Origin of the sequence: Microlunatus phosphovorus NM-1 (genome assembly GCF_000270245.1) — a bacterium.
Classification (GTDB): domain Bacteria; phylum Actinomycetota; class Actinomycetes; order Propionibacteriales; family Propionibacteriaceae; genus Microlunatus; species Microlunatus phosphovorus.
Genome location: NC_015635.1, coordinates 4,027,851 through 4,052,393 on the forward strand (window position 1 = coordinate 4,027,851; position 24,543 = coordinate 4,052,393).

The 24,543-nt window shown below is 68.8% G+C and carries 26 protein-coding genes and 1 tRNA gene; 12 read left to right on the forward strand and 15 right to left on the reverse strand.

All coding sequences use genetic code 11. The annotated features are described in order from the left end of the window. Positions 1-53: 53 nt before the first annotated feature. Positions 54-129 (forward strand) — tRNA-His (locus tag MLP_RS17985). Here the strand turns inward: MLP_RS17985 and MLP_RS26620 are convergent. The 6 genes from MLP_RS26620 to MLP_RS18015 form a co-directional block, all read right to left on the reverse strand. Next, positions 122-1,801, reverse strand: a complete 1,680-nt coding sequence (locus MLP_RS26620) for a recombinase family protein (RefSeq protein ID WP_013864586.1) — start codon at positions 1,799-1,801, stop codon at positions 122-124. The genes MLP_RS17985 and MLP_RS26620 overlap by 8 nt on opposite strands. A 173-nt stretch (positions 1,802-1,974) precedes the next feature. Further along, positions 1,975-2,181: a hypothetical protein gene (locus MLP_RS17995; RefSeq protein ID WP_218881135.1), complete on the reverse strand. Its 207-nt coding sequence runs from the start codon at positions 2,179-2,181 to the stop codon at positions 1,975-1,977. A 2-nt stretch (positions 2,182-2,183) separates the two neighbouring features. Continuing rightward, on the reverse strand, positions 2,184-2,762 hold the full coding sequence (locus MLP_RS18000; protein WP_006594214.1) for a hypothetical protein: 579 nt from the start codon (positions 2,760-2,762) through the stop codon (positions 2,184-2,186). After that, entirely contained in the window at positions 2,759-3,196 is a 438-nt protein-coding gene (locus MLP_RS18005) for a single-stranded DNA-binding protein (protein WP_013864587.1), read from the reverse strand. The genes MLP_RS18000 and MLP_RS18005 overlap by 4 nt, the downstream gene beginning before the upstream one ends. 48 nt (positions 3,197-3,244) lie before the next feature. Continuing rightward, positions 3,245-5,053, reverse strand: a complete 1,809-nt coding sequence (locus MLP_RS18010; protein ID WP_013864588.1) for a type IV secretory system conjugative DNA transfer family protein — start codon at positions 5,051-5,053, stop codon at positions 3,245-3,247. Next, the gene (locus MLP_RS18015; RefSeq protein WP_013864589.1) at positions 5,050-5,598 is read right to left on the reverse strand and encodes a hypothetical protein; all 549 of its coding nucleotides are present in this window, start codon (positions 5,596-5,598) and stop codon (positions 5,050-5,052) included. Before MLP_RS18015 ends, MLP_RS18010 begins: the two co-directional genes overlap by 4 nt. A gap of 192 nt (positions 5,599-5,790) precedes the next feature. Here MLP_RS18015 and MLP_RS18020 point away from each other — a divergent pair, with 192 nt between their 5' ends. From MLP_RS18020 to MLP_RS18055, 8 genes are all read left to right on the forward strand, one after another. Further along, positions 5,791-6,864 carry a tyrosine-type recombinase/integrase gene (locus MLP_RS18020; protein WP_197536434.1) on the forward strand — a complete coding sequence of 358 codons (1,074 nt, stop codon included), beginning with the start codon at positions 5,791-5,793 and terminating at the stop codon, positions 6,862-6,864. Then, positions 6,861-7,190: a helix-turn-helix domain-containing protein gene (locus MLP_RS18025; RefSeq protein WP_013864591.1), complete on the forward strand. Its 330-nt coding sequence runs from the start codon at positions 6,861-6,863 to the stop codon at positions 7,188-7,190. The genes MLP_RS18020 and MLP_RS18025 overlap by 4 nt, the downstream gene beginning before the upstream one ends. Before the next feature lie 26 nt (positions 7,191-7,216). Continuing rightward, positions 7,217-8,941 carry a hypothetical protein gene (locus MLP_RS18030; protein ID WP_049804778.1) on the forward strand — a complete coding sequence of 575 codons (1,725 nt, stop codon included), beginning with the start codon at positions 7,217-7,219 and terminating at the stop codon, positions 8,939-8,941. Between the two features lie 89 nt (positions 8,942-9,030). Next, a complete protein-coding gene (gene trxB / locus MLP_RS18035) occupies positions 9,031-10,005 on the forward strand; it encodes a thioredoxin-disulfide reductase (protein ID WP_013864593.1) in 975 nt (324 codons plus the stop codon). Next, the gene (gene trxA / locus MLP_RS18040) at positions 10,002-10,328 is read left to right on the forward strand and encodes a thioredoxin (protein ID WP_013864594.1); all 327 of its coding nucleotides are present in this window, start codon (positions 10,002-10,004) and stop codon (positions 10,326-10,328) included. Before trxB ends, trxA begins: the two co-directional genes overlap by 4 nt. Next, positions 10,325-11,425, forward strand: coding sequence for an ACR3 family arsenite efflux transporter (gene arsB / locus MLP_RS18045; protein WP_013864595.1), 1,101 nt, complete (start codon positions 10,325-10,327; stop codon positions 11,423-11,425). Before trxA ends, arsB begins: the two co-directional genes overlap by 4 nt. Continuing rightward, on the forward strand, positions 11,422-12,423 hold the full coding sequence (locus tag MLP_RS29030; protein WP_013864596.1) for a metalloregulator ArsR/SmtB family transcription factor: 1,002 nt from the start codon (positions 11,422-11,424) through the stop codon (positions 12,421-12,423). The genes arsB and MLP_RS29030 overlap by 4 nt, the downstream gene beginning before the upstream one ends. Before the next feature lie 15 nt (positions 12,424-12,438). Next, positions 12,439-12,843, forward strand: coding sequence for an arsenate reductase ArsC (locus MLP_RS18055; protein ID WP_013864597.1), 405 nt, complete (start codon positions 12,439-12,441; stop codon positions 12,841-12,843). Positions 12,844-12,978: 135 nt separating this feature from the next. On the opposite strand, the gene MLP_RS18060 is transcribed toward MLP_RS18055, so the two are convergent. From MLP_RS18060 to MLP_RS18085, 6 genes are read right to left on the reverse strand one after another with little or no spacing between them, the layout of a single operon-like run. Next, entirely contained in the window at positions 12,979-13,287 is a 309-nt protein-coding gene (locus MLP_RS18060; protein ID WP_013864598.1) for a hypothetical protein, read from the reverse strand. After that, positions 13,284-15,191, reverse strand: coding sequence for a heavy metal translocating P-type ATPase (locus tag MLP_RS18065; RefSeq protein WP_013864599.1), 1,908 nt, complete (start codon positions 15,189-15,191; stop codon positions 13,284-13,286). The genes MLP_RS18060 and MLP_RS18065 overlap by 4 nt, the downstream gene beginning before the upstream one ends. Beyond that, positions 15,188-15,547 (reverse strand): Cd(II)/Pb(II)-sensing metalloregulatory transcriptional regulator CmtR, encoded by a 360-nt coding sequence (gene cmtR / locus MLP_RS18070; protein WP_007633539.1) that lies wholly within the window; start codon positions 15,545-15,547, stop codon positions 15,188-15,190. The genes MLP_RS18065 and cmtR overlap by 4 nt, the downstream gene beginning before the upstream one ends. A 48-nt stretch (positions 15,548-15,595) precedes the next feature. After that, positions 15,596-16,801 carry an MFS transporter gene (locus MLP_RS18075; protein ID WP_013864600.1) on the reverse strand — a complete coding sequence of 402 codons (1,206 nt, stop codon included), beginning with the start codon at positions 16,799-16,801 and terminating at the stop codon, positions 15,596-15,598. 32 nt (positions 16,802-16,833) lie between these two features. After that, positions 16,834-17,898 carry a flavin-containing monooxygenase gene (locus MLP_RS18080; RefSeq protein WP_013864601.1) on the reverse strand — a complete coding sequence of 355 codons (1,065 nt, stop codon included), beginning with the start codon at positions 17,896-17,898 and terminating at the stop codon, positions 16,834-16,836. After that, positions 17,895-19,214 (reverse strand): FAD-dependent oxidoreductase, encoded by a 1,320-nt coding sequence (locus MLP_RS18085; protein WP_013864602.1) that lies wholly within the window; start codon positions 19,212-19,214, stop codon positions 17,895-17,897. The genes MLP_RS18080 and MLP_RS18085 overlap by 4 nt, the downstream gene beginning before the upstream one ends. An 88-nt stretch (positions 19,215-19,302) precedes the next feature. Here MLP_RS18085 and MLP_RS18090 point away from each other — a divergent pair, with 88 nt between their 5' ends. Together MLP_RS18090 and MLP_RS18095 are read left to right on the forward strand one after the other, a co-directional pair. Next, entirely contained in the window at positions 19,303-19,650 is a 348-nt protein-coding gene (locus MLP_RS18090) for an ArsR/SmtB family transcription factor (protein ID WP_013864603.1), read from the forward strand. A 23-nt stretch (positions 19,651-19,673) separates the two neighbouring features. Beyond that, positions 19,674-20,270, forward strand: coding sequence for a GNAT family N-acetyltransferase (locus tag MLP_RS18095; protein ID WP_013864604.1), 597 nt, complete (start codon positions 19,674-19,676; stop codon positions 20,268-20,270). On the opposite strand, the gene MLP_RS18100 is transcribed toward MLP_RS18095, so the two are convergent. Together MLP_RS18100 and MLP_RS18105 are read right to left on the reverse strand one after the other, a co-directional pair. Continuing rightward, positions 20,242-21,756: an ATP-binding protein gene (locus MLP_RS18100; protein WP_013864605.1), complete on the reverse strand. Its 1,515-nt coding sequence runs from the start codon at positions 21,754-21,756 to the stop codon at positions 20,242-20,244. The two genes, MLP_RS18095 and MLP_RS18100, sit on opposite strands and share 29 nt — an antisense overlap. Continuing rightward, positions 21,753-22,583 carry a hypothetical protein gene (locus tag MLP_RS18105; protein ID WP_013864606.1) on the reverse strand — a complete coding sequence of 277 codons (831 nt, stop codon included), beginning with the start codon at positions 22,581-22,583 and terminating at the stop codon, positions 21,753-21,755. The genes MLP_RS18100 and MLP_RS18105 overlap by 4 nt, the downstream gene beginning before the upstream one ends. A 166-nt stretch (positions 22,584-22,749) precedes the next feature. On the opposite strand from MLP_RS18105, the gene MLP_RS18110 reads away from it, so the two are divergent. Beyond that, positions 22,750-23,016: a hypothetical protein gene (locus MLP_RS18110; protein WP_013864607.1), complete on the forward strand. Its 267-nt coding sequence runs from the start codon at positions 22,750-22,752 to the stop codon at positions 23,014-23,016. A gap of 54 nt (positions 23,017-23,070) precedes the next feature. Here the strand turns inward: MLP_RS18110 and MLP_RS18115 are convergent, their stop codons facing one another. Further along, the gene (locus tag MLP_RS18115) at positions 23,071-24,540 is read right to left on the reverse strand and encodes a PrgI family protein (RefSeq protein ID WP_013864608.1); all 1,470 of its coding nucleotides are present in this window, start codon (positions 24,538-24,540) and stop codon (positions 23,071-23,073) included. Between the last annotated feature and the right edge of the window lie 3 nt (positions 24,541-24,543).

Genomic DNA, 24,543 nt, shown 5'->3' on the forward strand with positions numbered 1-24,543 from the left:
CCGTGACCGCTATGCTTCACGTCGCTGTTGACGCCAAGGTGTCAGCCGCAATGGTGGGTGTAGCTCAGCTGGTAGAGCACCTGGTTGTGGTCCAGGAAGTCGCGGGTTCGAGTCCCGTCACTCACCCCAGATGGGTCAGGTTTGAACTTTCGACCAAGGGGCCACCCTTGGTCGAGGTTCCAACCTGGCCCTCTTTCTTTGCTTGGGCGGCCCAGCTCAGGGCGTCGGCCTGCAAGTCCGGGATGCTGAGCCCGTCGTAGGGGGTCCGGTAGCCGACGCGCACGTCGTTGTCCTCGTCGATGTAGATCGCCTTGAACAGTGCCTGATTGAGGAGCCGACGGTTTGCGTCGTCGGCGCGGGCGTAGATGTCAGCGGCGTTCGACAGTAACGTCAGCGAGTCATTGAGGTTCGCTCGTGCGTCGGCGTAGTGGCCGTGGTGCGCGTTGATCCGGTACTCGATGGTCTCCAGCGACGCGGTGATTCGGTCCTGCTCCCGCTTGAGAAGGTCGAGTGGAATGGCGCCGGCGTAGTGTGCCTGGAGCAGCTTCTGCTGCTCGCCTTCGAGCTGAGTTCTACGGTTCGCGAGGCCGCCGAGTTCCGCTGCTCCCTCGGACATCATCTCGTCGAACCTGGCATGGAGCATCGCCGAGAGCGCCTGCTTCGTTTCGGGGTCGATCTGGACCCGCGCGTAGAAGCGTTCGACGAGTCGTTCGACCTGCTCGATGAGCATCGCCTGCCGGGTGCAGTCGCCCCTGCCACCATGGCGGCTGGCGCATACGAAGTACGGGTAGATCGTGCCCTGGCTGCTCTTGGCGTTGCACACGATCAGACGCGCGCCGCACTGCCCGCAGAAGACGGTGCCCTTCAGGTAGTGATCGTGCACCTGGGTGGCGTCCGCCGCGGATCGGTGTGTGCCGAGCACGGTCTGCACCTGGTCCCACACCTCGCCCGGGACGATGGCCTCGTGCGCACCCGCGTAGGTCACGCCCTGGTAGCGCACGCTGCCCTTGTAGTACGGGTTCGTCAGCATCCGGTGCACCGACGACTTCGCGATGGGTCGGGAGGGCCGTCGAGGTGTCGCGGCGCTGGTCAGCCCGCGCGCCACCAGCTCTTGGTGGAGTTGGCTTGTCGTCCAGTCGCCGGAGGCGAACACCTGGAACGCCCACCGGATCAGTGGGGCTCGTTCCTCGTCGATCTCGACAGTGCGTATCTCCCTTCCGAACTCGTCGCGTACGCCGACGTTGCGGTAGCCGATGGGTGCCTTCGTCACGGTGCCGCCCTGCGCGGCCTTCTGTGACAGGCCCTTGACGACCTCGGTGGCGAGGTTGCGGGAGTAGAACTCGGCAATCGACGACATGATGCCGTGCAGCAGCATCCCCGATGGGGTCTCGTCGATGTTCTCCGTGGCCGACACCAGTGTGACCCCGGCGTCCTTGAGCGCGAGGTGGATGGTCACGTCGTCGGCTCGGTTGCGGGCGAGCCGGTCGACCTTGTGGACGATGCAGTAGTTCGTCTTGTGCTTCGTGACGTACTGGATCATGCGCATCAGCTCGGGTCGGTCGGCCTTGCGCGCGGACTCGCCGGCGTCGACGAACTCCTCGATGATCGTTGCGCCGAGCTGGTCGGCCTTGCGCTGGTTGGCCTCGCGCTGCGCCGGGATCGAGAAGCCCTCGGCCTGACCGCCCTTCTCCGCCTGCTCCTTCGTGGAGACCCGCAGGTAGGAGACGGCGAACGATCCGGGGAACGGGGTTGGCGCTACGAGGCTGTCTATCGCGGTGCGGTTCGCGTCGATGATCGTCATGGCTCTTCTCCACAGTCACTGGTCTTGTCGACGCGGACTTGTGTGAGCGGATGTTGATCGTGAGAAGAGCCCGAAGGCTGTAGGACTAGGCCAAGTCGGCCACGTTTACTTTGCCCCGCCGAGGCGAAGCGCTAGGACCACAACATCCGCCATCCGCGACGGATGCCTACATTCTACGACGACGCGCTCGCCCCGGCACGAGGGCGCTTCGGTCGCGTCGCGGCTTCCGAGCGGCACGAGCCTGACTGCTGGAGTCCGAGGCGGATCAGCAGCTCGCAGAGCTTGTCCAGGTCGGGCGGCTCATGGAACTCGGCACGGACCGTCAGCTCGCGCTCGCTCTGCTGGCGCTGCCCGGTCTTCCGCTCATAGCGACGCGCCACCCTCACACCTCGCCGGTCTCCAGATCGACGCCTGCGAAGAAGGCATCCTCTGCCTCCTGCCGTGCCGCCACCGTATCGATCACGAACCGTACGAAGTCCTCGTCGCGATCAGTGATCGGTGAGTCCTCGATGGACGGCGCAGGGTCTTCCCCCGGCCAGCTCGTCTGGCGAGTCGGGCGGTCCCGGTCGAGCCGAGTGCCGCAGGCCGCCACCCAATCGCGGAGACGAGCGCGGGTATCGGCGAAGTCGCGATGCCAGCCGAGCGGTGCCGAGCCGTTCTGCTCCGGGTCGTACGCGCACAGCCAGTGCAGGTGCAGTGCCGACAGCTCCCAGAGGAGTTCGGGGTGCCGATGCCAGTAGGGCGGCACGACACTGGCCGGAAGACCGTAGGTGTGGCGAAGCCAGTCCACCCATCGGTTCAGTTCAAGCAATTCGGCTTCGAGATCGTTGGCGGTCAGCAGGTTCCAGTTCACTGGATGCGGCGGCTCAGGTACGTCGAATCGTGGTGATGCCGGGCCTGCCTCGGGCGGCGCGTCGCCGTGCTCTTGGAAGAACTGATCGCTCATGGTGGCGTCGCTCACATTCCAATGGCGGTCGCGGTGGACGGCGCAGCCTGCTGAGGGGTGGCGAAGGCCGTGGCATCGCGGCCGGAAGCGCGTTCGCTTCGGTCCACCTGGTAGCGGGTTCGGGCCAGGTCGTGACCGATGCGCGTCGCGATGAACTCCTCGCCCTCGTACCGCTGGCCGTCTCGCTCGTAGGAGTAGCCGCGCACCCGTCCGTCGGCGATGATGTTGTCGCCCTTGGCGAGCCGCGCAGCTCCCTGCTCGGCGGCGCCGCGATACGCGATGAGGTCGTGGAAGGTCGTCTCCAACTGCGTGAAGGAGTTGTCGGGCTCCTTGCGGTAGTGCTCTATCCCGACCTTCATGTACAGGCGCGCGTCACCGCGCTCGGTGTAGCTGAGCTGCGGGTCCGAGGCAACGAAACCGGAGATGGACTGGTGGGTGCGAATGGCCATGATGGCCTCCTCCTGAACTCGGGCGACCAGCCGTGCGTGGCCGCTGTGTCAGGCAGGTGCGCTCCCGCGCCCAGGTCCGCGCTCAGGAGACGGGACGGCGAGGAGGGCTTCGAGTTCGTCGCGATCACTGCGGAGCTGTGCGGCGTCGGGCCGGGTCGGCCAGGCGCGGAGGTCGGTGACGATGGGCGGCGCTGAGCGGAGCATCGTTATGCCGGTGCCGAAAGGCAGGGTGCGGATGCGGTCTGGCGGCAGGATCGGGACGCGGCGGATCGAGCGCTGGTTGGAGCGGGTGCCGTGGTCGCCGAGGGTCACGCTGTCGGTGTACTCGTCGCGTTCACCGATGAGCGTGGACAGGTCTTGGAGGTCGCGGCTGTTCGACGCGCCCCCGAGGATGATCTTGACGATGCTGGCGTCCCAGATCGCGCTGGCCTGGTGCTCGCTCCACCGGTCGCGGGCTTGGGCGAGGGACTGCAAGACCGGCATGGTCGTGATGCCGGTGCCGCCGCCTTCGGCCATGAGCGTCGGAAGGGACGGCAGTGGGGCGAGGTTGCCGATCTCGTCGAGTGCGAGCAGCAGTGGCGGGTCGAGCCGGGCTCCGGGTGAGCGGGAGGCGAGTCGTCGGGCGGTTTCGATGAGGTCTTCGACGAACGCTGCTACCAGCGATGCGGAGGCTCCTGCTCCGGCGCCGGTGGCGAGCAGGTACAGGCTGCCTTGCTCGGTGAGGAAGGTTTCGGGGTCGAAGTGTTCGTTCGGGCCTGGTGTGACGGCATCGAGTACGCGAGGGTCGGCGAGGGCGGCGAGGGCGAGGGAGACGCCTTGCCAGATGCTGTCGCGGGTCTTGGGGTCGGCGTCGATCATCGCGGCCAGTGAGTCGTCCCAGCCCATCGCCGCGTTCGGGTGGGAGTTGAGGATCGCGACGGCCTCGGATGCGGCGCTGGGGTCAAGAGTCCACCTGAACAGCTCGGCGGGCGGGCGTCCGTCGAGCGCTGCGGCGTGCAGCAGACTCTGGAGTGCGGTGCGGGTCTTGCCTTCCCAGAACCCGCCGGACTCGACCCCTCCTGCGCTGAGTCCGGTGGCGGCGGCGAGTCCGTTGGCGCGGATCATCGCGGTCAGCGGATCGTCACAGCCGCGAATGGGTGACCAGCGCAGCCCGGCGGGGATGCCTTCGGCGAGGTGTTGGGGGTCGAACACGGCGACTGGCCCGCCCTTGCGGCGTCGGGCGCGGAGGGTCGCGGTGAGGTTGTCGGGCCTCGTGCTGGTGGTGACGACTGCGCCGGGTGCGTCGAGGATCGCGTTGATGACGACGTGCAGGCCTTTGCCGGAGCGGGGTGGGCCGATCAGCAGGATCGAGTCCTCGACCGATGCCCAGATCTTCGTTCCACGGCTGGCACCGAGCAGGTAGCCGACATCCTGCGGTGCTGGCGACGCCAAGGAGGGCCGCAGCGTGGCCGCGCGGTGAAGCAGTGCCTTCGCGGAGGCTGCGGCCTTGACCTCATGGCTGGTCGCGATCCCCGCGAGTCGGTGCGGGTCGGTCTCTGTCTTCCGCGTGTGGCGGCGCAGAACGATCCATACCCATACGATCCCGGCGGCGAGCCCACCCAGAAGCGCGGCGCTGACAAGCCAATAGACGACCGGATTGAGCCCGTCGGCACCGAGCGCGGTCGCCGGATCACCCGGGTCGAACAGCACGCCAAGCCCCGCCGCCGCGCCAGCGTCGGGCTGCGGCGCGCCGGTGAGAAACGCGGCAACACTGCCAGCGGCGCGGAGGACGAGAGCGATCCCGAACACTCCGATCAGGCCAATCAAGGCGGCGTTGGTGAGTTCGTCGCCCATGCCCCCGGCCTGCCGCTGGTTCATGTCAGCCGCCGCACCGCGAGCGTGCCCGAGATGCGCCCGAACAGGATCACCTCGTGCGTGCCGTCGGGCAGGTCGTCGAGGTCGACGAGCGTCCGGGCTTCGCCGGTTCCGGTGGCGTCAGTGTGGGAGACGATCGTCGCGACGGCGACATCCTCGCCGGGCAGGAACCCGTGACCTGTGACCTCAGCCAAGCGCGGAACCCGGCGAGCGTGGCGACTCCGACGAGTCTCCGGCACAGGCGTCTCAGACGGGGCCGCTGCGCGTCGGGGCTTGCGGGTGCGGAGGATGTCGGTGAAGACGCTGCCGTCGCTCTCGCGCACTTCGACTCGGACGGCGATGGTGCGGTCTTTGGTGATGGCATCCATGAGCGGTCCGAACGTCGCCCGCGTCCACGCGCTCACGTCCGGGGACGCGAAAAGTGTCCCGTCGACCGTGGCAGTGACGGTGCCGTCTGCGGCGACGGTGACGAGGACGTGCGGCAGCTCGACGGGAGCGGTCGTGTCGTCGTCGTTCGGGGTGGATCGGCGTGGGCTGGTGAGGTTCATCGGTGGCCTGTCTCTATAGCCGCATCTTCTTGACCGAGGTTCATGTCTCTCAGGTGCGCTCCGCCCGCCCGCTGCAACGGACTTACCGCTTGTCGAGAATCCTGACGAACCATCATGATTCCTGACACTTTTGCAGTATTCTTGATGCATGGTCACAATTCGTGAAGCTGCGGAGTGATGAAGCTCGCCGCGATGCGGAGCATCGGAACTGCCAGGGGCTGGCGGTCCGAGGAGGACGCTGCCGACTTCGAGCAGGAGATCATCGACCAGTACGCCCTCGCGATGGCTGCCGCCGGGCTCAGCGACGGCTACATCGCGCAGTCCAGAGCAGTCGTGTTCGAGTTCCGTCACCATCTCGACGTCCCGCTGTGGCAAGCAAGGCCCTCCGACGCGGACGCTTTTCTGGCCGGGCTGCGTCGGGCTGGGCTGGCGGTCACGACGCGGGCGAGCAAGGCTGGCGCGATCGCGCAGTTCTACGACTTTGCCATCGCCCGGTACCAGGGTGACATCAACGCGCTGACCGAGTGGGTGATCGAGCAGCCTATCGACGAGTACAACCGGCAGTCCGGCTCGTCGCTGGGTAAGGTCCGTGTGCCGCCGTCCGATGCGGAGATCGATCGGCTCTTCGGTGGGTGGGCCGCCTCACTCCAGGACGAGCGGCGCTACCTGCCCGCTGCCAGGAACTACTTTGCTGCGTCGCTCTGGCGAAGGGTTGGGGTGCGCATCACGGAGAGCACGAAGCTCGACATCCGTGACTGGCGGCCCGATCTCGGGGCGCTGGGTAAGCTGCATGTCCGGTTCGGGAAAGGCTCGCGCGGACGAGGGTCGAAGCAGCGTCTGGTGCCTGCGATCAACGGGGCGGACAAGCTCATCGACTGGTGGCTCGGCGATGTGCGGCATCGGTTCGGCCCTGATTGGGATGACCCGGATGCCCCGATGATCCCGTCCGAGCGGTTCGATCACGAGCTCGGTCGTTCCTGGCGGGCCAGCGACGATGTGCTCCGGCGAGGCCTGGCCCGAGCGACTGAGCGGTTCCTGCCCGCCTGGGCCGGAGGACGGATGACACCGCATGTGCTCCGCCATTACTGCGCGTCGTCGCTGTATCTGGCGGGCATGGATTTGAAAGCCCTGCAAGAGCTGCTGGGGCATCAGTGGCTGGCGACCACGACGCAGTACATCCACGTTCCGGGCGAGCACGTCGAGGACTCGTGGATGCAAGCGAACCAACGGCTGGAAGACCGATTTGAAGGGATGACCACGCGATGAAATGGAACCTGCGAGTCCAGGCCGCCGAGCGCGGCATCTGGAAGTCGGCGGAACTGCGGCGGATGCTCGCCGACGCCGGGCTAGAGATCAGCCAGGGCAAGATGTCCGGGCTGTGGACGGGCACCCCGACCACGATCCGGCTGGACGATCTCGATGTCATCTGCCATGTCCTCGGTTGCGAGCCGACTGATCTTCTCGTGCCCGAGCCCGAGAAAGTCCGAGCCCGCAAGCCCGGCGCCCGTCGGCGGGTAGAAGCGAGTGGGAGCACGAATATGGTCGCGCCCCGGTTCGGTCCGAAGAACGATCGGCCGGCGCCGCCGCTATGAGTCCGGCACGCGGCCCGGACGGACCCTTGAGTCCGCCGCTGCCCTGCACTGCGTGCGGGGTGAAGCCGGCCGCGTGGCTCACACCCCGAATCGACTTCTGCTACGACTGCATCCCCGGCGGCCCGTTCACACCGCCGGCGTGCAGCAAGTGCGGATCGGCCGAGTATTACAGCCAAGGGCTCTGCGCCCACTGTCACCCCGGCAGCCCCGGCTTCATCGGCTCCTGCCGCGACTGCCTCGCCTGGGGCGTCTACCGGCAACGCAACTGGCGGTGCTGGAAGTGCCGCTGGTGGTTCACGCACTACCCGCAGGGCGAGTGCGTCTCCTGCCACCGCGAGGTCACCATCGGTGAGCAGGGCTACTGCCGCCTCTGCCTGGAAACCGCCCGCTACCACCAGACGCCTGGTGAACCGCTCGACCTCGACGCGGCCCGCACGTACGGCCAGCAGCTCTTCCTCGCCTCGATGAACGACTCCCGCCGGCCCGCAGAACTCCGCCTGCCGATGGCGATGAGCATCCGCGAAGCGCTCAAGGTCATCAACACGCCGCCGCCGGTTCCCGCCAGCTACCAGCCGGTCCTGTTTCATATCGACCCCGACCCCGAACGCCTCCGTCAGCGCTCCAACGAGATCCGGCTGCGCGACATCACCAGCCGTACCGACCACTTCCTCTACGCCCGAGCCCGCGAGTACGCCTGGAGCAAGCGACAGACCAACCAGGTCAGGCGCACCCTGAAAGTCCTGCAGCTCGTGTTCCCCGGCGCGAATCTGCGCTTTCGCGCCTCTGACATCCTCGCGATGCGCAGCTACGACGACGGCAGCAACATCCGCTCCACCATCGAAGTCCTCGAAGACGCCGGGCTCCTCATCGACGATCGGGTGCCCTCGTTCACCAAGCTCTTCGAACGCAAGACTCACGCCCTTCCTGAGCCGATGCGATCCCAGCTCGAGCTCTGGCGCGACATCATGGTCGACGGCTCCAAGACCCCGCCGCGCCGTCAGCCCCGCGACACGATGACCGTCAAAGGCCAGATGTACGGCATCCTCCCCGCGATCACTCGCTGGGTCGACGACGGGCGCACCAGCCTCGCAGGGATCAGCACCGAAGACATCCTCGCCGCCCTCCCTGACGACCCCTCCCGTCGCCATACGATGCTGCTCGGCTTCCGCAGTCTGTTCACGATCCTGCGCGGCCGCAAGCAGGTCTTCACCGACCCGACGAATGCGATCCCGCTGCGCGGCCCGCGGCGCAACACACCGCTGCCAATGGAGCCCACGGCGATCCGCGACGCCCTGGTCAACCCCGACCCCGCAATCGCGTTGGCCGTCTCGCTCGTCGCCTTCCACGCCCTGACCACGCAGCAGGTCCAGCACATCCAACTCACCGACATCATCGACGGACGTCTGCGAATGCCCGACGTCCGCTTCATCCCGCTCGCGAAACCTGTCCGCGTCCGCCTGAGCGCGTGGCTCGACCACCGTGCCCAGCGCTGGCCGGAAACGAAGAACCCCTACCTGCTCGTCACCGTCCAGACCGCGCCCCGTCTCTCGCCGCCCGGCCGGAACTTCCCCTGGAAGAAGGCCGGAGTGACAGCCCAGGCCCTGCGCACCGACCGGATTCTCTATGAAGTCGAGCAGGCCGGCGGCGACGTCAGGCGCATCTGCGACCTCTTCGGCATCGGCATCGAGACCGCGCTGCGCTACTCCCACACCGCCACGGGACCGCAGAACATCACGGCCGACAGTGCGTAGCCGCCCTCGGAAGATGAACCTTCGGCAAACACCACCCAGATGCGCCTCGCCGACTTGCCGCGTGCTTCGAGAAGCGTCAATATAGATACATGTCGAATCAAGAGGTCGAGTTGGTCATCGTCGGGTCCGGTCCCGCCGGGTACACCGCGGCGGTCTACGCTGCTCGTGCGGGGCTTGCCCCGGTCGTGATCGCCGGCTCGTTGACCGCGGGCGGGGCGTTGATGACGACGACCGAGGTGGAGAACTTCCCCGGCTTCGTCGATGGTGTGCAGGGTCCGGAGTTGATGGAGTCGATGCGGGCGCAGGCTGAACGGTTCGGCGCTCAGATCGTCTACGACGACGCGACCCGCCTCGACCTCGACGGCGACGTGAAGATCATCGAGACCGGTGCCGGGGCCACGTATCGGGCGCGGGCGGTGGTCCTGGCGATGGGCTCCGCGTACCGCAAGCTCGACCTCCCCGAGGAGGACCGCTTGTCCGGGCACGGAGTGTCCTGGTGCGCGACGTGCGACGGGTTCTTCTTCCGCGACCAGGAGATCGCCGTGGTCGGCGGCGGAGACTCCGCGATGGAGGAGGCCCTGTTTCTCACCCGGTTCGCGTCGAAAGTGACCGTCGTGCACCGCCGGGACGAGTTCCGGGCGTCGAAGATCATGGCGCAGCGCGTGCTGGACGACCCGAAGATCGAGGTCGCCTGGAACAGCGAGGTCGCCGCGATCCTCGGCGACGAGCAGGTCACCGGGCTCACGCTGCGCGATAGCGTCACTGGGACCGAGCGGAGACTCGACGCGACGGGGGTGTTCGTCGCGGTCGGGCACGACCCGCGTTCAGATCTCGTGACCGGCCAGGTCGACACCGACGCGGACGGGTACGTGCGGGTCGCGCACCCGTCGACGCGGACGAACCTGGCCGGGGTGTTCGCGGCCGGGGATCTCGTCGATCACACGTACCGGCAGGCGATCACCGCCGCGGGCACCGGCTGCGCGGCCGCGCAGGACGCCCAGCACTACCTGTCGAACCTTGCTCCCGCCACCGTTTCCGCACCTGTTCTGGAGGTTTCCGCATGAGCACCGTCACCCCCGTCACCGACGCCACGTTCCGGGCCGAGGTGCTCGACTCCGAGCTGCCCGTCGTGGTCGACATCTGGGCGGCCTGGTGCGGGCCATGCAAGGCGATCGCCCCGATCCTGGACCAGCTCGCCGGTGAGTACGCGGGCCGGGTGAAGATCGTGAAGGTCGATGCCGATCAGAACCCCGAGACCGTGACCGCGGCCGGCGTGACCTCGATCCCGACCCTCGGGTTCTATCGGAACGGGGAACGGGTGGACGTGTTGATCGGCGCGCACCCGAAGCCCGTCTACGCGACGAAGATCGAGGAGCTGCTCGCATGACCGACACCGTGACCCGCACCGCACCGAAACGGCTCTCCACACTCGACAAGTGGCTGCCGCTGTGGATCGGCCTCGCCATGGTCGCCGGTCTCCTCCTCGGCCGGTTCGTGCCTGTGCTCTCCGACGTGCTGTCCGCGATGGAGGTCGGTGGGATCTCGGTCCCGATCGGGCTGGGCCTGCTGGTGATGATGTATCCGGTGCTCGCGAAGGTCCGCTACGACAAGGTCGCCGCCGTCACCGGAGACAAGAAGCTCCTGGTCTCTTCGCTCGTGCTGAACTGGCTCGTGGGGCCGGCGGTGATGTTCGCCCTGGCCTGGATCTTCCTGCCGGATCTGCCCGAGTACCGCACCGGGCTGATCATCGTCGGGCTCGCCCGCTGCATCGCGATGGTCGTGATCTGGAACGATCTGGCCTGCGGTGACCGGGAAGCGACCGCGGTGCTGGTGGCGATCAACTCGGTGTTCCAGGTCGTCGCGTTCTCCCTGCTGGGCTGGTTCTATCTCACCGTCCTGCCGGGCTGGCTGGGGCTGGACACGCAAGGGCTGGAGATCTCGGTCTGGCAGATCGCGCTGAATGTGATCGTCTTCCTCGGCGTCCCCCTCGCCGCGGGGTTCGCCTCGCGGTGGATCGGCGAGAAGCGGAAGGGGCGCGACTGGTACGAGGAGACGTTCCTTCCGAGGGTCGGGCCGTGGGCGCTGTACGGCCTGCTGTTCACGATCGTGCTGCTGTTCGCCCTCCAGGGCGAACAGGTCACCTCCCGGCCGATGGACGTCGCCCGGATCGCACTTCCCTTGCTGGTGTACTTCGGGCTGATGTGGTTCGCGGGGCTGCTGCTCGGCAAGGGCATCGGCCTGAGCTACGCGCGATCGACGACGCTCGCGTTCACCGCGGCCGGGAACAACTTCGAACTGGCCATCGCGGTCGCCATCGGCACCTTCGGCGCGGCCTCCGGGCAGGCCTTGGCGGGGGTCGTCGGCCCGCTCATCGAGGTGCCCGTGTTGGTGGGGCTGGTCTACGTCTCGCTCTGGGCGGCGAAAGCCTGGTTCCGCACCGACCCCTACGCCACCGAATCCACGATCGAATCGAGGACGTCATGACCGACACCGCTGTCCTTCCCGACGCCGAGGCGTGCGCGCCCTCCGCGATGCACGCGATCGGCGCCGACGCAGCTGCGACTGTGGCCGGGGCGCTCAAGGCGCTGGCGGATCCGCTGCGGCTGCGGATGCTGTCCGCGATCGCGACCGACCCGCGCGGCGAGTCCTGCGTGTGCGATCTCGCGGAGCTCGCCGACGTGTCCCAGCCGACCGTCTCCCACCATCTGAAGGTGTTGAAGGAGACCGGGATGCTGCGGTCCGAGCGGCGCAGTACGTGGGTCTGGTACCGGATCGCGCCGGGCAAGCAGCGCGCCGTCGCGGCCCTCCTCGACGCGTTCGCACCAGCGGCAGTCGCCGACGAGCCGGAGGACGCTCAGGCGCGAGTTGAAGCGTTGCGGCAGATGGACGCCCGCGTGACCCGGCTCGCCGAGGAACTGGCCAACGAGCTGACCGGGCTGCACCGTGATGTCGTGATCGCGATCGTGCGCGAGTCCTACGCGGGCCTGGTGCGGTCGGCGAAGCTGACGCAGCACATGATCCCGCTGACCGAGCGCTTCGCCCGCCAGCGCCTCGCCGACCTCACCCGGGATCGGTCTTCGGGGGTGCCGCAGGTGCTGTTCGTGTGCGTGCAGAACGCGGGCCGTTCCCAGCTCGCCGCCGCCATCGTCAACCAGCTCGCCGACGGCCGAGTGATCGCCCGTTCCGCAGGCTCGACCCCGGCGTCGGACCTGCACCCGCACGTGCGCTCCCTGCTCGTCGAGATCGAAGGCGAGCAGGAGGCTCGGGATGCGTTCCCGAAGCCGCTGACCGACGACGCCGTCCGCGCCGCGGACGTTGTGGTGACGATGGGCTGCGGCGACGTGTGCCCGATCATCCCGGGTGTCCGCTACGAGGATTGGGCCGTCGGCGACCCCGCCCTCGCCTCCCCGCAAGGGGTCGACGCGATCCGACACGACATCGAGTCCCGCGTCCGCGCCCTCCTCGCGACCCTCACCGACTGAAAGAAGCCAAAGTTCATGACCGTTCAGCAGCCCTCTGTCCTGTTCGTCTGCGTCCACAACGCCGGCCGCTCCCAGATGGCCGCCGGCTACCTCCGCCACCTCGCCGCAGGCCGCATCGAGGTCCGCTCGGCCGGGTCCATGCCCGCCGAGCAGATCAACCCCGTGGCCGTCGAAGCCATGCGCGAGGAAGGGATTGACATCACCGCCGAGCAGCCGAAGGTGCTCACCACCGAGGCGGTGCAGGCCTCCGACGTGGTGATCACGATGGGCTGCGGCGACGCCTGCCCGTTCTTCCCGGGCAAGCGGTACGAGGACTGGAAGCTCGACGACCCCGCCGGACAGGGCATCGAGGCGGTGCGCCCGATCCGCGACGAGATCAAGGGGCGCATCGAAGCGCTCTTGGCAGAGCTGCTCGTCTGAGGGAGTGTGAGCGCCGCAGGGGCAAGCAACATCGGCGCTTGCCCCTCCCATGCTCTTGAGGGAGCTCGATCCATGCGGGGAACATCGTTGTGCCGCGGGTGTGGCCCGCTAATTGCGTCCCCAGTGGTTGTCGCTCTATCGAGAAGCGCCTCGCAGCGCTGCTTCGATCTGCTCCGGCGTGGGCGCTCCGGCGAATCCGCTTTCCGTCGAGTAGACGCGGCACGCGAGCGAGCGGACCGGTGCGGTCGGGAACAGGTCGACGCCGTCGACTAGGAGCGTGGGTGATCCTCCGAACGGAGAATTCGTCGCTTCGGCCTCGGTCCGGATGGCTACCAGTTCGACGGCCACGTCCACAAATCCGATTGCGTCCAGCGCAGCACGCGCGTTGGCTTCGGCGATGTCCGTGTTCGGGCAGTCGAGGATGTGCAACAGTTCGACCTTCATGCGATCCGCTCTTTTCGGGTCCGAGCCGCGCGGAGCCCGTTGAGGATGACGACGACCTCGGCGATCTCGTGCACCAGCACCACCGCGGCCAGCCCCAGCACGCCGAACAGGGCCAGCGGCAGCAGGGCGGCGATGATCAGCAGCGACAGGATGATGTTCTGGTTGATGATGCGCCTGCCGCGACGGGCGTGGTCGAACGCCCGCGGGAGGAGCCGCAGGTCGTGGCCGGTGAAGGCGACGTCGGCGGACTCGATCGCAGCGTCGGAGCCGGTCGCGCCCATCGCGATGCCGATGTCCGCGGCGGCCAAGGCGGGGGCGTCGTTGATGCCATCGCCGATCATCGCGACCGAGCCGTGCCCGCCCAGTTCGCTGATCGCGGTGGCCTTGTCCTCCGGGCGCAGCTCGGCGCGCACGTCCTCGATCCCGGCCTGCGCGGCCAGCGCCCGGGCGGTGCGGGCGTTGTCACCGGTGAGCATCGTCACCCCGACGCCCTGGGCGGCGAGGGTGCGGACCACCTCTGGGACCTCGGGGCGCAGCTCGTCGCGGACACCGACCGCGGCGACCGGGGCGTCGTCGCGGTGCACGATCACGACGGTCATGCCCTGCTCCTCCAAGCCCGCGACCTGGTCCTTGAGCGTCCCCGCGTCCAGCCAGCGGGGGCTACCGACTGTGACCCTGGCCCCGTCGATGCTGCCTTCGATGCCGTGCCCGGCCTGCTCGGTCACGTCCAAGGCGGCGGGAGCTCCGGGGGCGGCGGCGGTGATCGCGGCGGCCAGCGGGTGGGTGCTGTGCTGCTCCAGCGACGCAGCCCACGCCAACGCCTGCGCCTCGGTCACGCCCTCGGTGGTGAGCACGGCGGTGACGGCGGGCTCGTTGCGGGTGAGGGTGCCGGTCTTGTCGACGGCGACGTGGCGGATCACGCCGAACCGCTCGAAGACCTCGCCGGACTTGATGATCACGCCGAATCTGCTCGCCGAGCCGATCGCGGCGACGACGGTCAGCGGGACCGAGATCGCCAGCGCGCACGGCGACGCGGCGACGAGCACCACGAGGGCGCGGGTGATCCACAGCTCCGGGTCGCCCAGCAGCGAGCCGATGATCGCGACGAGAGCGGCGAGGATCAGCACGCCAGGCACGAGCGGCCGGGCGATGCGGTCGGCCAGGCGGGCACGGTCGCCCTTCTCCGCCTGCGCCTGCTCCACCAGCTCCACGATCGTGGTCAGCGAATTGTCGGTACCCGCCGCGGTCGCCTCGACCTCCAGGGCACCGGCGGTGTTGATCGCCCCGGCCGACACCGCGTCGCCGGGCTCGACCTCCACCGGGATCGACTCCCCGGTGATCGCCGAGGTGTCCAGGCTCGACCGGCCCGTGCGGACGATCCCGTCGGTCGCGATCCGCTCACCCGGACGCACGAGCATCAGCTGACCAACGGCCAGATCCTTCGCGGCGACCTCCACGGACGCGCCATCCCGCCGGATGGTCGCGGTCTCCGGGACCAGCTTGAGCAGCGCCCGCAGCCCGCCGCGGGCGCGATCCATGGCCTTGTCCTCCAGCGCTTCGGCGATGGAGTACAGGAACGCCAACGCCGCGGCCTCCTCGACGTAGCCGAGGATCACCGCGCCGACCGCGCTGATCGTCATCAGCAGCCCGATGCCCAGCTTGCCCGTGAACAGCTTGCGGACCGCGCCGGGCGTGAACGTCGACGCACCCAGCAGCAGGCCGATCCAGAACGCCACCAGCGCCGGGATCTCCGCACCCGTCCATTCCAGGACCAGGCCCGTGCCGAAGGCGACGCCGGAGAACACCGGAACCATGATCCCGCGGTCACGCCACCACGGCCGCTCCTCCTCGGCCTCCTCGCCGACCCGGGTCTCCGGCTCGTCGCAGCCGCACGCCGCGCTCACGCGCCCGCTCCCGTCCCGCAGCAGCCCGGCACCGTGCACTCGGCATCCACGCACGGCGCGTGCTCGTCCACGGCCAGCGTCACGTCCACCAGCGCCGTGAGCGCCGCCGCGAGGTGCGGGTCGGCGATCTCGTAGCGCGTCTGCCGCCCCTCGGGCTCGGCGACCACGATCCCGCAGTCGCGCAGACAGGTCAGATGGTTCGACACGTTCGAGCGCGTCAGCTCCAGCTCGCGCGAGAGCACGGCCGGGTAGCTCGGGCCGTCCAGCAGGGTCATCAGGATCCGGGAACGCGTCGGATCCGCCATGGCCCGGCCCAGCCGGTTCATGACGTCAAGACGCGAAGCAATAGTCAGCATACACTGAACTATACAGTGAACGCTGACCTATTGTCGGCTCCGATAACCTCAACTTCGACTATGAACGCCACGCGGCGGGAGGAGTGGCTGCTCCGCGCAGGCCCTCGTCCACGCGCTGGCGATCATCAGGGCCGTCCCGACTGCAGCCAGGGCGGTCAGGACGGCGAATGCCCTCGCGCAGCTCCCGGTCACCTCGGCGAGGACGGCCCCGGCGAACGGGGCGAGGGCAGCGGCCAGCAGGACCGGGAGGCCGAGGACGCCGGAGAGGTGGCCGTAGGCGCGCTCTCCCCAGCGGTCGGTGATCGCGGTCGCCTGCAGCAGCGTGGCGATCCCGCGGCCGACTCCGGCGAGCATCGACGCCGCAATCAGCAGGCCCACCGGGCCCGGCACCACGGCCAGGACCAGCGTGCTCGCAGTCACCAGGATGAACACGGCGGCGGTGCGCGCGGTCAGCGAGGCCCGGTGCGCCAGGCCGGTGTAGACGAGGCGTCCGGCGACCTGGCCGACGCCCCCGAGGCCGAGCACCCAGGCTGCGGCCCGGGCGTCGAGGCCGCGCTCGAGCATGAGCGGGACCAGGGCCAGCAGGCCCGTGTACATGGCCAGCGACGCCGCGGTCAAACCGCCCGTGAGCAGCCAGAACCGCGCGCTGCGCAGGACCGCGACGGCATGGGCGCTGTCGGCGGCGGGCGCGTCGCGATGCCCGCGCGCGGGCCAGGGGTGTCGCAGCAGGAGCCAGTGGGCCGGCACTGTGACGACGGCGAGGGTGGCTGCCGCCCACAGGTAGGTCGCCCGCCAGCCCAGCTGCTCGCCGGCGGTCGCCGTCAGCGGCGCGAAGACCGTGCTGGCCAGGCCCGCGACGAGCGTGAGCGTGGCCAGTGCCCCGAGGCGGCGTGCGTCGAACCAGCCGGTGATCGCGGCGAACGCCGGCGGGTAGAGCACCCCGGCCATCGCGGCCCCGGCGAGCACCCAGCCGGCGACGAAGACCGGCAGGCTCCATGCCGTGCCGATCACCACGAGAGCCAGGACTCCAAGGGCCGACCCGACCGTCATGACCAGCCGCGGTCCGCGCCGGTCGATGACGCGGCCGATCGGCACCCCGACCAGCGCCGAGACCACCAGTGCCGCCGAGAACGCCGAGGTGACGGCCATCGAGGACCAGCCGGTGTCGGCGCTGATCCGTGGCGCGAGCACCGGGAAGGCGTAGTAGAGCAGCCCCCAGGAGACGATCTCGGTTACGCACAGCGCCGCCAGCACCGCTCCCAGCGATGGGCGGGGTCCGGGCTCACTCAGGCAACGGCGGCACCCCGCGGCAGCCTGGTCAGGGCGTCGACGACGTGCTGGGCGTCGCGGTGGACCCCGCGCAGCGTGTTCGAGGAGAACGACCGCTGGAACTCCAGGCCGAGGAAGCCCAGCCCCGGCAGCGCGGTCGAGACACCGCGGTCGTGCCTCGGCCTGCCGGCCCCGTCGAGGACGCCGAGCGAGGTCAGGTAGGTCAGGTGCGGCCGGTAGCCGGTCGCGAAGATCACGGCGTCGACCTGCTCCCGGGAGACGTCAGGCCACACGACCCCGTCCGGGGACAACGCGGTGAACATGGGCCGCTGGTCGGGCCGGCCCGCCTCCAGCGCCCGCTTGTACGTGTCGGTCCCGATCACCGGGGTGCCGGTGACGAGCCGTTCGAGGACCGATGGCGGGAGCAGGTCGGCGCGCGTGAGGCGCAGCCACCAGTGCAGGTCGCGTCCGGCGATCATCTGCGGCGCGAACCGGACCCGGTCCCGCACCGCCAGCGACGTCTCCGCGTGCTCGGCGAGCTCGTGGGCCACCTGCACGGCGGAGTTGCCCGCGCCGACGACCACGACCCGCTGCCCGGCGAACTCCTCCGGCGACCGGTAGTCGGCCACATGCAGAACACGACCCTCGAATGCCTCCCGGCCGGGGATCGACGGCACGTGGGGATTGCCGAACGAACCGGAAGCGGCGATGAGCGCGTCGCCGACCAGGCTGCTCCCGTCAACCAACTCCACCGTGAACGCCGGCCCGTCGGCGGTGACGTCGACGACGCGGGCATTGGTCCGGACCTCGACGCCGAGCTGGTCGGCGTATCCGCGGATGTACTCGACGACCTCGTCGCGCCCTGGGTAGCCGTCCGGGTCACCGGGGAACCGATACCCGGGGAAGGAACTGAACCGGCGTGGGGAGAACAGGCGCAGGCTGTCGTAGTAGCACGGCCAGGACCCGACCGGCTCGTCACCGGCCTCCAGGACGACCGGTTCCCAGCCCCGGTCGCGTCCGGTGCGGGCTGCGGCGAGGCCGGACTGCCCGCCGCCGACGATCAGCAGGCGGCCCCGGCTCATCTCGTGGTCCTCGCGCCGATCTGGACCAGCTGCGGCGCGGGCGCGCAGCACGAGTCCGAGGCCGCCTGATCGTCCGGGGCGTCGAACAGGCCAGACCCGCCACACACCCCTGTGTCCGGCAGGACGAGGTCGACGCGCGCGGCAGCCTCACGGTCGCCGGCGATCGCCGCGACGACGCTGCGGACCTGCTCGAACCCGGTCAGAGCCAGGAACGTCGGCGCCCGCCCGTACGACTTCGCCCCCACGATGTAGAACCCCGGCTCCGGGTGTGCGAGGTCCGCCGCTCCCGTGGCACGGACGGAGCCGCACGAATGCAGGTTCGGGTCCACCTCGACAGCGACCTTCGCCGGAGCCTGCAACCGCATGTCGAGATCGAGCCGGATCTCGGACAGGAACGACAGGTCAGGCCGGAACCCGGTCGCGACGAACACGCGCGATGCCGGTTCCAAACGGCGGCCGTCTTTCGCGAGGAGCACAGCCTGCCCGTCCTCGACCGCTACCTCTTCGGTACGGAACCCGGTGACGAGATCCACAAGCCCGTCCTCGACCGCCTTCTTCGCCCGCTGACCCAGCGCACCGCGCTCGGGCAGTTCGTCCCCGCTCCCGCCGCCGAACGTGTTGCCGACCGTGCCGCGGCGCAGCACCCAGCTGATCCGCGTCCCCGGCACCCGCTTCGCTACCCGCGACAGTATCCCGATCGTCGTCGCCGCAGAATGACCGTTGCCGACCACCACCACATGCTGACCGGCCAAGCCCAGGGCATCGTCGATCGCGGGCATGCGATGCTCCACCAGCCCCGCATCGACTGCAGCCTCCTCGCCGAGCGCGGGGAGACCGTCAGCGCCCGCGGGATTCGGGGTGTACCAGGTGCCCGACGCGTCGATCACCGCGTCGGTCTCGATCCGCTCCTGCCCACCATCCGTGCGGCGGACGTGCACGACGAACGGTTGCTCCGCTCGCCCGGCATCGACCGCGAGATCTCGCCCCTTGCGCGCCACGCCGACCACACGAGCCCCATACCGGACCCGGTCGCCCAGCGCGTCCGCAAGCGGAGCGAGATACCCCTCGATCCACTGCGCCCCGGTCGGATAGCCCTTCTCCGGCGCCACCCACCCCGTCGGCTCCAGCAGGCGACGAGACGCCGCATCGGTGAGCTCCGTCCACGGCGAGAACAGCCGCACATGTCCCCACTCCGCAACAGCTGCCCCCGGACCATCACCGGCCTCCAGCACGAGCGGGTTCAATCCGCGTTCCAGTAGATGCGCGGCCGCTGCGAGCCCCTGCGGGCCTGCACCGATAACGACGACGGAAACCATACCCAACCTCCATGCATTGACGTTCTTCAATATGAGCAAGCCTGCCTCACGTATCGACAGATGTCAATGCGTAGGGCAGAATGGAGCCATGAACACCCTTCCCGCGACCATCGTGAGCACCCCCGAAGCCTCGACCTGTTGCATCCCGGGCCAACCGCTCGACGATGCGACCGCACAGCAGCTCGCCCGGGTGTTCAAAGCGCTCGGCGACCCCACCCGGGTCAAGCTCATGGCGATGATCGTCGGCAGCAGCGAGGGCGAGATGTGCGTGTGCGACCTCACCGAACCCGTCGGACTGTCGCAGCCGACCGTGTCACACCACATGAAGCTCCTTGTCGAAGCCGGACTCGTGACCCGCGAGCAACGCGGTAAGTGGGCCTACTACCAGCCCACAACCGACACGCTCGCCACTGCCGCGCGGGCGTTCCTCTCCTGACGCCAGATTCCCGGTTCCGGCCGATGGTCGAGTCCGACTGGCCCGAGGTCGCGAGCATCTACCAAGCCGGGATCGCCACCGGGCACGCCACCTTCGAAGCTTTGCCGCCCGCGAACTGGGCCGCGTTCATCACTTGCAAACGCTCCGAGCTGAGCCTGGTAGCCCTCAACTCCGCAGATCGGGTCATCGGATGGGTCGCCGCGGCCCCCACCTCAACACGGACCGCCTATGCGGGCGTCGTCGAACACTCGATCTACATCCACCCGGATGCTGCAGGACAAAGCGCCGGCTCCAGGCTCCTGACCGCATTCCTCGCCGTCGCCGACCACGCGGGCGTCTGGACGGTCCAATCCTCAATCTTCCCCGAAAACACCACAAGTCTGCGCCTTCACGAGCGCGCCGGATTCCGCACCGTCGGCAGGCGAGAACGCATCGCCAGTATGGACTACGGCCCGCACGCCGGCCGCTGGCGCGACACCATCCTCGTCGAACGCCGCACCCCTGGTGATCCGGCAAGAAGCCAGGCTGAGGTTGCATCTTCCGCGAACACGCACACTCACACACGCTCCAGCGACCTCTCGACCCGCATATTCACGCCGAATCGACTTCAGGAATCCTGAACTTGCGGGGAATTCCCGCTGCGCGGCTGCTGGTGTCGAACAGGGCGAGTTCGTCGGGGTGGAGCTGGTGTTGGCAGACGAAGCTCCTGGCCTTGATCCGCCACAGTCCTTGGCCGACGCCGAGGTTCGGCAAGAGCTGCTGCTCGGTGCCGGTCAGGCCGAGTGCGGTCGCGGTCGGTCCGAGTTGGTCGGACTCCTGCCGGTACACGATCCGCGTCTCGGCGTTTGCGAGAAGTGAGTTGGCCAGGGAGCGCATGGCGGAGCCTTGGTCTCCCACGTTGTCGAGGTCGGTGAGCTTGTGGAAGATCAGCATGTTCGCGATGCCGTAGTGCCGGGCGAGTCGCCAGTGTGCATCCATCCGCCGCAGCAGCGCCGGGTGGGACATGAGCCGCCAGGCCTCGTCGTAGATCACCCACCGCTGCCCACCGTTCGGGTCGAGCAGCGCGGACTCCATCCACGCCGACGAGCAGGTCATCAACACCGAGATCAGGGTTGAGTTCTCGGTGACCCGCGAGAGGTCGAGCGAGATCATTGGCAACGACGGATCGAACGCGACCGTGGAAGGCCCGTCGAACAGTCCGGCCAGGTCGCCGGCGACGAGCCGGCGTAGTGCGTGGCCGACGAGCCTGCCGTCTTCGGCCAGCCTGCCGTCGGCATCGGTGCTCGGGCTGAGGATGTGATCGACGACCATCGGCAGGATCGGCACGTCGTTCTCTCGCACCGTCTGGGTTAGGGCGATGTCGATCGCGGTGTGCTCCAACGGCGACAACCCGCGCGCGAGCACGGTCTCTGCGAGCGCGCCGATCAGGTCACGGCGTCGCGCGGCGACGGTCGATGCCCATTGCTCGTCCGAGAGGCCGCTGGGCCGGTGGCCTTCATCGAGCGGGTTCAGGCGAGTGTTGAGGCCGTGGCCGAGGACGATGGCTCTGCCGCCGACGGCGTTGGCGACGGCGGTGTGTTCGCCCTTCGGGTCGCCGGGCACGTACACGCGCCTCCCGAACGGCAGCGACCGCGTGTAGAGGGACTTGGCCAGCGAGGACTTGCCTGAGCCGACGATCCCCGCCAGCACCACGTTGGGTGCGGTGATGATGCCGCGTGCGTAGAGCACCCACGGGTCGTAGACGAAACTCCCGCCGGAGTAGAGGTCCTGGCCGACGAACACGCCATCGGCACCGAGACCGCCCTCGGCGACGAACGGGTACGCACCCGCCAGCGTCGCCGACGTGTCCTGATGCCGCGTCAAATGGAACCGACCCGGCGTGCGCAACCGCGCAGCACCCGGCTCGCCGGCCTTCGGTAGATAGACCGTCGCGCGGCGCTCGGCGCGCTCCTCCTCGGCCTTTGCCTTCGCGGCGGCGATCGCGGTCCTTCGCTGCTCGGTGTGGAGCCTGGCCTCGGCTTTGCGGCGCTGCTTGCGGAGCTTGCGCCGCTCCTTCGACGGTGCGACCAGAACGGCGGTGTGCAGCCGTGCGCGATTCTCGGTCACCGCACCAGCCCCCGCGCCTGCTTGACCGCCGTGATCTTGGCCGGCTCGAACCATGACCCATCCCGCTTCGCCGCGGGCACATCGGCCCGCGGCGAAGCGCCCGGCGACGAGTACGACACCAGCAGCTCCGGCCCCGGCTGCACCGGAGCCGGTCCGACCTGTTCGGCGTCCGGGCGCTCTGCCTCCGGTTCGGTGTAGCGGCGCAGGAGCGAGACGTAGCCGACGTGCGGGTTGACGACCAGCGCGTAGTCACCAGAGATCGCCACCCGGTCGTTGGTGCCCTCGCCGGGCTCGTCGTAGACGTATCCGTTCTCCAGCGCGGCCTGCGTGGTCTCGTCGCCGTAGTCCCACTGCGCGAGGAAGTCCACCGCATCGACATGCCCCAGCTCGCCGAGGATGCGCAACGGCCGGCCGGCCTCCTCGCCCTGGAGGAATACCACGCTGACCCACCGCGACCGCGCGGCCTCCTCGACGGCGGGCTCGGGGCGCCAGGCGATCCGCCCCGCCGCGATGAACCCTTCCGCGAGCCGGTCGTACGCCCGGTCGATCAGGCTCGCCGCCTGACGAAGCTCTTCTGCAGCAGCGCGAGCGTCCCGCACTCCTGCCTCGTGGCTCCCGGCGTCGTTGAAGGCGTGCGCGGCCTTGCGCTCGTGAACATCAGCGATCTGGTCGAGCGCCTGCCGCAGCGAGCGCATCCCCGAGGAGAGATCACCGATCACCCCATACATCTCGGCGGGCTGATCGAAGCCCCGGCTCGCGTGAGCGAGTCCGCGCAAGGCTTCGGGTGCCTCTGCGGCGTCGGCAGTCGAATCGAAGAACGTGGGCATGGTGGACCTCCTGACACGTTGTGTGTCCTGGAGGTGCGCCTACGTGCCCAGCCGACGTGAGTCAGAGGCAGCGGCGCGCCGTGGCTACCAAGAGGTGCGACTGCAAGCTGCCCGGCGGCATGGCCCAAATGAGATCATGGGGTGAAGGACTACCAGGAGGTGCCCGATGGGAAGCTGGGGCGACGCGATGATCGACGCGATTGAGACCGGAAGACGGAACGGGCAATTGGGCCTCATCGTTGAGGGCTATGACGCTGCCGCCAGCATCAGCTTGGAGGCGATCACAGAGGTACTCGACAGGATCGAAGCGAAGATTGAGGCGGGCAAGAGTTTGTCTGCCGACGAGAAGGTCTTGCGTGCCGAGCTGTACCCCATCAAGTCCAAGATCGAACGGAAGTTGGCGGAGTACTGGCAGACGAACTATGGCCTCTGAAGTCGGCGAGATGCATCCGTCTGCTGATTGAGTTCGAGCGTCAGGATCGCAGCCCTATACCTTCCGGCAGAGCGGGAGCGCGGCGGCAGTGAATGCGGCGGCTTGCTGGCCGACGAGCAGCCGCGTCTCACAGGAGGCTTGGATCGCGGCCTGCTCGATCGCGGCCACTGCGGCATCGAGTTCCTCGACGGTGGATGCGGAGACCGCGACGAGGCCGGTGTAGCGGAGGATGCCGTGTCCGGCGGTGAGGTCGGCTTCTTGCTGGAGCACGTCGTGGTACTCGGCGGTCTGCGAGGCGTCCTCGATCTGGCCGATCTTGGCCCGCTGGGCCTGGTCGGAGATGTGCTCGACCTTCTTCTTGCGGATGTCGCGAGCCGCAGCGTCGGAGCGCATGGGGGTGCAGATCAGCGAGAACGACCGTTGGATGCCGGTGGACAGCAACACCGGCGACAGGAACCCCGGATACACCAGCGACCGCGGCCACTCGCTGACCCAGAGCACAGCGTGCTGGGCGGAGTCGGTGCGCAGCCGTCCCCAGGTCTCGGTGACTGCGACCGGCCCCGCAGTCGCGAGCGACTGGCCGAGCCTGCCGTGCCGCTCCAGGGTGGCAGCGATGGCTGGGTCGTAGGCGGAGCGCAGCATCACCGCGATCTGCCCCGGGGTCAGCCATCCCGAGGGCGAGAGGTCGGCGGAGCGGAGCGCGGCGACGAGGGTGTTCATTTCCTGCCGCAGGACGGCGGCGGCACCGCGTATCCCACCGCCCGCAGTCCTGATCTGCCGCGCGCTGGTCTTCATGTCGAGTGACAGTGAGAGTGTGGTGGCGTGGCGTTCGCCGGCGGGTCCGGCGCGGTCGATGAGTTCGGCGTAGGTGTCGGCTGCCCATGATCCGTCCGGGGTGCCGTGGGTGGCCCACCATTCGGCCAGTCCGGTGCCAGAGTCCGGCAGCGTGCGCTCCAAGACCTGAAGAGTGGCGATCCGCCCGGAGCGGCAGACCGTGGCCAGCACGCGGCCCCAGGAGCTGACGCGGCGTTCCTGCTCGCCGGGATCGAGGAGCACGAACGCGGGATGGGTAACCTCGCACACCACGGTCAACGTGGCCGAGTGGGGGTCGTGGATCATCCCGGCGCCGGTGTCGGGGTCGGTGTACTCGCGCAGTCGCGCCATGTCGCCGGGCAGGGCGAGGGTACCGACGGGGCGCGGGACGACGATCCTGCGCCGGTACAGCAGTTGCCCGCCGGTGGTGCGCCACAGCCACCAGCACGCGATGGGCAGCCACTCCACGATGGGCCGGCCCGAGATGGGTATCCAGGTCAGCGCGGCGGCCAGTACCCAGATGGGCGCGGTGTAGGCGAGGAGCATGCCGCCGCCGGCGTAGAACGCGCCGATGAGCGTGGCACCGCCCATGGCGAGCGTGATGAGCTGGGTCAGCGACAGGCCGAGGAGGACACCGCGGCGGGTGAGGCGGGAGAACTTCACCGGCACGAGTTCGCCCGCGGCGGGACGGTCGTGGTTCGTGCTGCTCATCGT